Consider the following 8,883-nt stretch of genomic DNA (forward strand, 5'->3'; position numbering starts at 1 on the left):
GTGTGGGCTCCACCACCCGAACCTGCTTGGCGTCGCGGTCTGTGGATCGCTGCTCAGCGTGCGTGGCACGACCTCGGCATCGGTCTGAACGACCAGGTGGTCACCGTGGACCGCGACGATGGTGGTCGCAGGCTGGCGGAGGGGCATTTCGTACTGGAGTTCGCCGGACTCGACGTCCCAGACCCGCAGGAATCCATCGGCGCCCGAAGTCGCGATCCGCGCCGACCCGCCGTGCCGCCACGCCACCAGCGCCGTGACCGGTCCGGAGTGGGCCACGAACTCGATCACTGCCTGATCGTTCCCGGCCAGGGGTATCAGCCGGACGTGGCCGTCCTGCCCACCTTCCGGCCGGACGAGACGGTCGTGCAACAGAAGGTTGTGGTCGAGCGAGTGGGAGGCAAGTGGGTTGGTGGCACCTGACGGGTCGCGCGGGCGGATGTCGCCGGACGAAGCCGTCGACGTGGCGGCCCAGGCACCGGACAGTCTGCGCGACAACCCCTTGATGCCGCGTACCGTGCCCACCGAACCGGACCTGTGGCCACCGCTGCGACAGCTCGGCTTCAGCCTCGTCGACGGCGGCGACTTCCCCAACGAGCTGCGGGACTTCCAGGCACTGCGGCCTGGCGTGTCCCACCCGAGTTGGGTCGCCGCGCCGCCGGAGGAGACGTTCGTCGTCGGTGACGCCACCGCGAAGGTCCTTGCGGCGTACGGGATCTCCACCTCCAGCATCCGTCCGGCGGACAGCTTCGCTGCCGACAACCTGCTCAGGCGGCTGCGCAAGGCGGAATCGGCGGTGGAGGAGCGGCAGGCGCTCTCGCGGGAGGTGAAGGCGGAGCACCTCCTCGTGATCAGGCAGTGCCAGCAGGACCTGGAGACCTGGCTGGAGCAGAACCACGGTGAACACTCGCTGATCGGGCACCTGGTCCACCACGTCGACAAGGAGATCGACGAGGCCCGACACGCACTGATCGCCCTGGCGAACGAGTACAAGCACCAGAACGTCCGGCGCGTCGAGGTCCTGCGACCGTTGGAGCGCATTCGCGATCGGCTGGTGTTCCGCCTGACCGGCTACGTGCCCGTCACCGCGGTCGCGGACGCGATCTGGATCACCGCCCTGCTGACCGGCCTGCCCCCACGGGTGGTCGGCGCGGCGGTGGTGGCGACCGGTGCGGTCGCGGTGGCGCAGTACTACGTCTTCCAGCTCGCTTCGAAGGCGAACAGGCTGGAGTACGAGCTGGCCCGTCTGGACGCACGCCGGACGCAGACCATGGCGGCGGTGAAGCGCTGGCCGGGGGAAGTGGAGAGGCTGGGCGCGCTCTACAACATCATGCTGGACTGGGGCGAGATCATCGGCTGGCTGCTGCACAAGCCGTTCTCGTACTCGGATGCGGGCGACGGCTCGGGATTCGGCGCCCACAGCAGACCGGAGGCGTTCCACTGGGGACAGACGAGGATCGACAGCCCCGCGGTGAACGACCTGGCCACCGCGGTGACCCGGGACGTGTTCACCTCCGGGTGGATCGGAGAGCTGTACGAGGCGGTGTACGCGGCCGCCGTCCCGGAATCCGTCACGACGACGGTACCGGACGCCTACACCGACGCCGATCGATCACCCGCGGCCTCCCGGTTGGCGACCCAACCGGAGGACTCCGACGAGCCCGACGTTCCCGGACCGGTGCCTGAGCACAGACCGCTGTACGCGCGGGAGCGCCTGCTCCGGGCGTTCCGCGACCTCGAATGCGGAGACACCGCGGGCCGGCACCTCGCGGCCGACATCGAGAAAGTGCTGCTCGCCATGGAGCCGGAGAAACTGCTGGCCGCGGTGTCCGTCGAACAGACGCCTCCGCACGCCGTGCCCGCGGTCGAGTTTCTCTCGGCGGTGCTGCCCAAACCGGTCGGTGGAGCGCCGTGCCCCCAGTTGGCGATGACGATCTTCAGTGACCGGGGCCGCATCGACAACAAGGGAAAAGTGGTTCGAGTGCACCTGTGGGGCGTCGCGCACCAACTGCCCCGCGAACCGGGCGCCCAGGTCAGGCTGCACCGGGGAGGCACTGTGGAGGGCAGCGTCCAGTACCAGTTCTCGATCATCAGGCTCGACGTGTCGGCGGGATGTGAGCCGGAGGACTTGCGCCTGCCCGTGTGAGGCTGGGTGGTCGGCGACGCCGACGGGCGTGGACTCGCCAGGTCTCGGCGTATCCGCTGATCGACGGATACGCTCCCGCTAGCCCGGTGCCTCCGCGGGGAGGGCGTTGTCGATGAGGACGGCGGCGATGGCGGCGGCGGTGGGGAGAGCGTCGGTGTCGAGTGCCCGGGTGCGGACGGAGGCGCCGTCGAGCAGCAACGCGAGCTGTTCGCCGAGTTGTTCGGGTTCGACCGCACCTGCCTGGCGTGCGGTCTCGGTGAAGCGGGCGGCGACCGACGCCTTGTAGTCGTGTGCGCGTCGACGTGCCGGGTGGTCGGTGTCGTTGATCTCAACAGCGGCCGCGATGAAGGGGCACAGCGGTGTCGTCTCGGCCGGTGGCACCGATGGTGGCTTTTCGAAGGCGGCGAGCAGCCGTTCGCGGGGTGTGAGCTCGGCGCTGTCGAAGATTTCGGGCATCGTGTCGGGATCGTGCCGGCGCAGGTACTCGGTGACGAGCTCGTCCTTGCTCGTGAAGTGCTGGTAGGCGGTGCGTTTGGACACCTGGGCCACCGCGCAGAGCTGGTCCATCCCGGTGTTGTTGATGCCTTGTTCGCGGAACAGCTGCTGCGACGCGCTGAGGATGCGCTCGCGCGCGCCTCTGCCGCGTCGTTGGCCAGTTGGGCCTTTCTCCAGCTTGGTCACCTCGTCAGCATACAACGCGGGTAACGGCGAGTGTACTTAACTTGCGTCCGTCGGGGCGGCCTTGCTAGCCTATGTACACAAATCGTTCTACTTAAGGCGTTGGCGTGTCGCAGCGCGAAAGGAATGAGTCATGGGAAAGCTTGACGGCAAGGTCGCGGTGGTCACGGGAGGAACGACCGGACTGGCTCTGGCGAGCGCCAAGCTGTTCGTCGAGGAAGGCGCTTACGTCTTCATCACCGGGCGGCGAGAGGACGTCCTGGACGAAGCCGTCGCGCTGATCGGGCGCAATGTGACCGGTGTGCGGGGTGATGCCGCGAACCTCGCCGACCTGGACCGTCTGTTTGAGACGGTGAAGCGGGAGAAAGGCAGCATCGACGTGCTGTTCGCGAGCGCGGGAACGGGAGAAGCGGCCAAGCTCGGCGAGATCACCGAGGACCACTTCGACAAGATCTTCGGGCTGAACGCGCGTGGCACGCTCTTCGCGGTGCAGAAGGCGCTGCCGCTGTTCAACGACGGCGGGTCGATCTTCATGACCGGGTCGATCGCCTCGGTCAAGGGCTGGCCCGACTGGAGTGTCTATTCGGCGAGCAAAGCCGTGCAGCACGCCTTCGCCCGGGTGTGGCTGGCCGAACTGAAGGACCGCCACATCCGGGTCAACGTGCTGAGTCCTGGGCAGGTCGCCACGCCGATCCAGGAGCGGTTGTTCGATGCGGAGACCAAGGCGCAGTTCGAATCCCTGATCCCGCGGGGGAAGATCGGGCGCCCCGAGGAGATCGCCGCGGCAGCGCTGTTCCTCGCGTCGGACGACTCGTCCTACGTCAACGGCATGGAACTGGCGGTCGACGGCGGCACCTCGGCGATCTGACCGTTCCGCCCACTCAAGATCACCAATGGGAAAGGAATGCCATGGCCGGTCCTTGCGTTTCTTGCCGACGGTTCGATCCAGCACAGCGCACCCGCCAGAGTCGCCAACGTCTCTCCTCAACCCTCAAGCCTTCGCCTGCGATGCTGCTTTTGCTGTGAAGCCGCTAATTCGGATCTTGAAACGGAACCCGCCTGCTGCTGCCGAGCCACCCATGGTGCCTGCCGCCACACATCCGCTGTCACGGAGCCCTTTCGGGAAAGAGGTCATCCAGAAGGGGGCACTCAGTCATGGGGGGACAGAGGACACTGGTCGGATGGATCCGGTCTACGCCCTGTGGGGAGCGCTGGGTGCGGCGGCGAATCTGGGGGTGATTTTCCTGGAGGCGTCCCGCAGGGTCAAAGGCTGGCCGTGGGTTCGACCGCACGGTCCTGGCGGGGGCGTGTACGCCGTCATGATCGCTGTCAATCTCGCTATCGCCGCGGTGACCACCGCCGCTGTGGCGACAACCCATATCGTCAACAGTGGCCTTGTCGCGTTCGGATTGGGCGCCACCGCCCCGATTGTCGTCAAGAAAGTCGCTCGCTACGCCGAGAGCCTTCTGCCCGGTGACGACGAGGACGCTCCGCCGCGGGCAGGTGACGTGGATGCCCACTGATGCCGTGGCCAGGCGGCTGTTGGCTGCGTTCGCTGGTACCGCGCCCGCTTTCACGCGCGAACCCCGTTCTGTCCCACGTGGTGCGGTGCGGCGGCTGCTGGCCGCGTTCGCAGGCTCCGCACCCGCGTTCACCCCGGGCGGCATGGTGGACCAACACACCTCTACGGCTCAGGCAGCCGTGGGCGAGCCGCCCCTGCCGACCGGACTGGTCGTTGACGTTTCCCAGGCTGGTCCGCGACGCGGGCACACGCTGGCACAGGTCGCCGACGAGTTCGCGTCGCGCAACGCTCACGACCGCCTGACCGCACGAATCTGGCTCGAAGGCGCGGAAATGCGGCTTGCCTACCAGCTTCTGGACGCGATGGACAAGATCAAGGCCCTTCGAGGCCTGTTCGACCGCGAGCACATCGTCGATCTCGCCATCCCGCTGAACCGTGCGCGAGCCATCGCCCGCCTCCATGACTCGACCCGTGACCTCGCCATCCATCTTGACGTGGCGCACGGCCAGGTCCGCGACCTCGCTGATGCTTACGGTCTCGCCTTGGGCCGTGCCAGCGCCCGTCAACTCGACCTTTCCCGTGACCTCGCACGAGACCTGACCCGCCATCTCCCGGGTGACCTGGCACGCCTGCTCGGGCGTGTCGTGGTCAGGCTGCCCGAGTACGAATTCGCTCGGGACATCAGCGCGGCTTTCGATGAGAACATCGCGCCGTCGGGAAATGCGGCGCTCGCGCTGCTGAACACGCTGTCCCGGACGGTGGTGCGGCTGCGAGACGCCGCGTCTGACATGGTCGACGCGGATCTGGTCGAGGTGGATCTGGGTGATCCGGACCTACGGGAGCGGCTGCTGGACGGCGTGCGGTGGTCCACCGGCACGCGGTGGCCCGCGGAACTGCGCACCTGGATCGAAGCCCATTCCACCTCGATAGAGGGTGGCCTCTACAAGATCCGCCTACGCGATGATTCCCCGGATCGCACGACGAGCACCGCATGAGGCCCCTGCGGGCGTGTTTTCGGCGCCTACCGCGCTGACCGCACTGATCACCAGTAGCTCGCCGGAAAACCGGCGAGTGTTCCGGAATATGGACCTGTGCGACCCGCGGACGACCTGGAGCGCTTCGAGTGGCACAGTGATCACCAGGACAAGACGTCAAGCGCCTTGACCATTCGAGGCGGGTGTGACTAAGGAGAGACGATGGCTGCACCGGAGATCCCCGCGCTCCTGGCGATGGCTTTCCGCGTGATCATGGATCACGTGCACGCCTCACTGGCGGTCGACGGGTTCGACGATGTGCGGCCCGCGCACGGGTTCGCCTTCCAGTACCTCTCGACGCACTCGCAGGCCACCGCGGTGGAGTTGGGCCACCACCTCGGTGTGACCAAGCAGGCCGCGGTCCAGTTGGTGGACGAGCTGCAGCACCTCGGCTACGTCCAGCGGGTGCCGCATCCGGTCGACCGGCGCAGCCGCGTGATCATGCTGACCCCGCGTGGCTGGGCGTGTATCCAACGAGTGGTGAACCTCTGGCAGGACACCGAGATCCGGTGGGGCGAGCTGATCGGCCGGGAACGGCTCAACGGGCTCCGCCAGGACCTGGTGACCCTGATCGTCGACTGTTCCGGCGGTCAACCGGTGGCGCTGCGCCCGGTCTGGTAAGCCGCGCCCACCGCGGCCAGCGCCACGACCGCGCCGCCGCAGGCCAGGGCGAGTGCGGAGTACCCCGCTGCGCCCAGCAGCACGCCCGCGACCGCCGACCCGGCGGCTCCGGCCAGCCCCATCGCGAGGTCCGCGAGCCCCTGCACCGTCGGTCGTGTCGCGGCAGGCAACGACTCGGTGAGCAGGGTCGAGCCGCCGATCAGCGTCGCCGACCAGGACAGCCCGAGCAGGACGAGCACGACCGTCAACACGGTCGTGTCCCGGTCGAAAGCCCAGGCCAGAACGCACGCCGCCAGCAGCCCGGCCGCACCCGCGGCGATCACCGCCCGCCGGCCGAACCGGTCGCTCGCCCACCCGATCACCGGGGAGGCGGCGAACATACCGGCCAGGTGCGCGCTCATGATGGCGCTCACGGTGCCCAGCTCGCCCCCCACGTGGTCGAGGTGCACGGGCGTCATCGACATCAACGACACCATGACCAAGTGCCCTGCCACCATGGCGAGCACGCCGAACCGGGCGGCCGGGATCGAGCGCAACGCCCGGATCGTGGCGCGCCTGCCCGTCGGGACCACATCGGGACCGATCCCGCGCGCGCGGGCGACCAGCAGCGGGTCGGGACGCAGGCCGACGGCCACGATCGCGGAGGCCACCAGGAAGGACAGGAACGCGACGGCGAACGGGCCTGCCATCGCGGGCCAGCCCGCCTCGCGGGCGACGGTGTCGGCGTGGGCCGCGATGGCGGGACCGCTCACCGCGCCGACCGTCGTCGCCCAGACCACAGTGGACAGTGAACGGCCGCGCGTGGCGGGCGCGGCCAGGTCGACAACGGCGAACCGGGCCTGGAAGTTGGCCGTGGTCGCCGCACCGAAGCAGAACATCGCGGGGTAGAGCACGGCAACCGACCCGGTGATCGCACACCCGACGAGCAGCGCCGCGCCGATCGCGCCGACGAGGTAACCCGCGGCCAGCCCCAGGCGTCTGCCTCGCGCCAGCATCAGCGAGGCCATCGGCGGGGCGAGTACGGCCGAGCCCACTACCATGGCCATACCCGCGACGCCCGCACCCGCCTGGCCGACCAGCCGCGCGGCGAACAACACGCCGACGGCGATGCCGATTCCCATCCCTATGCCGCCGACGAGCTGCGAGACGAACAAGACGGCGACAACGCGGCGCTGTACCTCTGTCCTACTTGTGGTGTCCATGGATCTCCCGTGTGGCAGGGGAGCGCACTACGGCGTGCCGTGCCCACTGTGAGCAGGGCCCGTGTCCGGCTGTGGTGCGGTCTCGGTTGACTGGGGAGGGAGCAACCAGTCCGGCGGCGTGGTGCCCGCGGGGGCCGCGCGGTAGGCGAAGTCCTCGAACGTCATCAGGTAGTCCCGCTGGTGCTGGCGGTGGCTGACGCAGGACTTGCGGGGGTAGTGCCCGCTGACCTCGACTTCGGGTGCCCACTTGAGCGTCAGGCAGTTGCGGTGCGGGCGCTCGGTCTTGAGCCAGTCGGTCGCGAACACCGTCTCCCAGAAGCTGATGTGGCTGTCGTAGGTGCCGTAGACGAATGCCTGGGTGAACGGGCCTGGTGTGAACGGCGGCGCGTTGACGTCACCGAGGTGGTTGCCCATGCGCCCGGCCGCGCCCGGCTCGCCGAAGCCGATCGGGTTGAACGGGGCGGGAACCGGCTTCATCGCCGTCGCGTTGTCGTCGCAGTTGACGAACACGGCGCCGCAGGGTCCGGTCCGGATGGCGTTGCGGGACTCGTAGTCCTGGATGAAGAAGTGCAGATCGAAGTGCGGCTTGTCGAACACGTGCGCCGGGCCGTGCCCCTTGGCCTGCCAGTTGAACATGATCCACTGGAACGGCAGGCCCTTGAGCCGCGGGAACCACAGCACGCGCTCGTGCCCGCTGCCGCACTCCGTGCTGGGGTCGACCTTGCCGCTGTTGTCCTTGTCGAAGCACGTGTTGCCGTCGTGGGTGGGCACGGTCGGCAGGCTGTTCATCGCCGACTCGCTGACTGCCACGCCGATCATCGTGGGGGCGCCGTTGGCCCCTCGTGAGTAGACGGTCTGGACGTAACCGTTGCCGAGGGAGACCTGGTTCTCGACGAGAACCCCGGCGCCCGCCGCGTTGTCGGTGCCGGTACCGGCGCTGGTTCGGCCAGGCGCGCCGCACCCCGCCGCGACCACCGACAGCGCGGTCATGGATAACAGCAGTGTGCGGTTGAATCTGTTCCTCATGAAATGAAGATTCCTTTGATCCGTTGGTGAACAGAAAGCGGCCGGCTCCGCCGCACTCGGCGGGTCCGGCCGCTGGTGGCGTGCTCAGGAGGCAGTCGGGCCTTCCCAGCGGTACTTCTCGAACGGTGCGTCCAGCGGGACGCGCGTCAGCCGGTTGGCGAAGGTCGACATCGTGTAGGTGCCGATGCCGAGCACGACCTCAAGAGCGTTCTGCCGCGTGTACCCCGCGGCAAGGAACGCGGCGACGTCCTCGTCGCCCACACCGCCGTTGGCGGCGATGACGGCCTTGGTGAACTGGCGGATCGCCTCGAGGCGCGCGTCCTCCAGTGGCTTGTCGTCACGCAGGTCGTCGATCACCTTCGCCGGGGTTTCCGCCCCTGCCAGCATGGTGGAGTGCATGGCCACGCAGTAGTGGCACTGCACGTGCGTCGCCATCGTCATGATGATGACCTCGCGCTCCATCTGGGTGAGGGAGGTCTGGTCGAAGGCTGCGATGTTCTTGAGGAAGGTGCCGAGCAGTTCGGGTGATTCGGCCATCTTGGCGACCGGTGCCGGGATGTAGCCGAACTTCTTCGTCGTACCCTCCAGCATCGGCTTGGCGCCCGCCGGCGCGGTTTCCGCGGTGTGGCTGACGAATGTGGACTCGGTCATGAAAGT

10 protein-coding genes are annotated in these 8,883 nt (G+C 68.1%); 6 read left to right on the forward strand and 4 right to left on the reverse strand.

Going from position 1 to position 8,883, the window contains the following annotated elements; genetic code table 11:
• Positions 1-105: 105 nt before the first annotated feature.
• Positions 106-420 carry a hypothetical protein gene (locus ALI144C_RS05240; protein ID WP_143230417.1) on the forward strand — a complete coding sequence of 105 codons (315 nt, stop codon included), beginning with the start codon at positions 106-108 and terminating at the stop codon, positions 418-420.
• Positions 410-2,143 carry a hypothetical protein gene (locus ALI144C_RS05245; protein WP_076985854.1) on the forward strand — a complete coding sequence of 578 codons (1,734 nt, stop codon included), beginning with the start codon at positions 410-412 and terminating at the stop codon, positions 2,141-2,143. Before ALI144C_RS05240 ends, ALI144C_RS05245 begins: the two co-directional genes overlap by 11 nt.
• 78 nt (positions 2,144-2,221) lie before the next feature.
• Here ALI144C_RS05245 and ALI144C_RS05250 read toward each other — a convergent pair whose 3' ends face one another.
• On the reverse strand, positions 2,222-2,824 hold the full coding sequence (locus tag ALI144C_RS05250) for a TetR/AcrR family transcriptional regulator (protein ID WP_076985855.1): 603 nt from the start codon (positions 2,822-2,824) through the stop codon (positions 2,222-2,224).
• Positions 2,825-2,954: 130 nt separating this feature from the next.
• On the opposite strand from ALI144C_RS05250, the gene ALI144C_RS05255 reads away from it, so the two are divergent.
• From ALI144C_RS05255 to ALI144C_RS05270, 4 genes are all read left to right on the forward strand, one after another.
• A complete protein-coding gene (locus tag ALI144C_RS05255) occupies positions 2,955-3,689 on the forward strand; it encodes an SDR family NAD(P)-dependent oxidoreductase (protein ID WP_076985856.1) in 735 nt (244 codons plus the stop codon).
• Between the two features lie 313 nt (positions 3,690-4,002).
• Positions 4,003-4,344, forward strand: coding sequence for a hypothetical protein (locus ALI144C_RS05260; RefSeq protein ID WP_076985857.1), 342 nt, complete (start codon positions 4,003-4,005; stop codon positions 4,342-4,344).
• The gene (locus tag ALI144C_RS05265) at positions 4,334-5,338 is read left to right on the forward strand and encodes a hypothetical protein (protein WP_143230418.1); all 1,005 of its coding nucleotides are present in this window, start codon (positions 4,334-4,336) and stop codon (positions 5,336-5,338) included. Before ALI144C_RS05260 ends, ALI144C_RS05265 begins: the two co-directional genes overlap by 11 nt.
• A 201-nt stretch (positions 5,339-5,539) precedes the next feature.
• On the forward strand, positions 5,540-5,998 hold the full coding sequence (locus ALI144C_RS05270) for a MarR family winged helix-turn-helix transcriptional regulator (RefSeq protein ID WP_076985859.1): 459 nt from the start codon (positions 5,540-5,542) through the stop codon (positions 5,996-5,998).
• On the opposite strand, the gene ALI144C_RS05275 is transcribed toward ALI144C_RS05270, so the two are convergent.
• The 3 genes from ALI144C_RS05275 to ALI144C_RS05285 form a co-directional block, all read right to left on the reverse strand.
• Positions 5,968-7,200, reverse strand: coding sequence for an MFS transporter (locus ALI144C_RS05275; RefSeq protein WP_076985860.1), 1,233 nt, complete (start codon positions 7,198-7,200; stop codon positions 5,968-5,970). The genes ALI144C_RS05270 and ALI144C_RS05275 overlap by 31 nt on opposite strands.
• A gap of 27 nt (positions 7,201-7,227) precedes the next feature.
• Entirely contained in the window at positions 7,228-8,226 is a 999-nt protein-coding gene (locus tag ALI144C_RS05280) for a hypothetical protein (RefSeq protein WP_076985861.1), read from the reverse strand.
• Positions 8,227-8,310: 84 nt separating this feature from the next.
• On the reverse strand, positions 8,311-8,877 hold the full coding sequence (locus ALI144C_RS05285) for a carboxymuconolactone decarboxylase family protein (protein WP_076985862.1): 567 nt from the start codon (positions 8,875-8,877) through the stop codon (positions 8,311-8,313).
• Positions 8,878-8,883: the final 6 nt, after the last annotated feature.

This window comes from Actinosynnema sp. ALI-1.44 (genome assembly GCF_001984155.1).
Taxonomy (GTDB): domain Bacteria; phylum Actinomycetota; class Actinomycetes; order Mycobacteriales; family Pseudonocardiaceae; genus Kibdelosporangium.

Bases quoted from the DNA above. Each gene is read 5' to 3' on its own strand.
- ALI144C_RS05255 (WP_076985856.1), top strand. From the start codon at position 2,955: ATGGGAAAGCTTGACGGCAAGGTCGCGGTGGTCACGGGAGGAACGACC.
- ALI144C_RS05275 (WP_076985860.1), bottom strand. From the start codon at position 7,200: ATGGACACCACAAGTAGGACAGAGGTACAGCGCCGCGTTGTCGCCGTC.
- ALI144C_RS05270 (WP_076985859.1), top strand. From the start codon at position 5,540: ATGGCTGCACCGGAGATCCCCGCGCTCCTGGCGATGGCTTTCCGCGTG.
- ALI144C_RS05265 (WP_143230418.1), top strand. From the start codon at position 4,334: ATGCCCACTGATGCCGTGGCCAGGCGGCTGTTGGCTGCGTTCGCTGGT.
- ALI144C_RS05260 (WP_076985857.1), top strand. From the start codon at position 4,003: ATGGATCCGGTCTACGCCCTGTGGGGAGCGCTGGGTGCGGCGGCGAAT.
- ALI144C_RS05280 (WP_076985861.1), bottom strand. From the start codon at position 8,226: ATGAGGAACAGATTCAACCGCACACTGCTGTTATCCATGACCGCGCTG.
- ALI144C_RS05285 (WP_076985862.1), bottom strand. From the start codon at position 8,877: ATGACCGAGTCCACATTCGTCAGCCACACCGCGGAAACCGCGCCGGCG.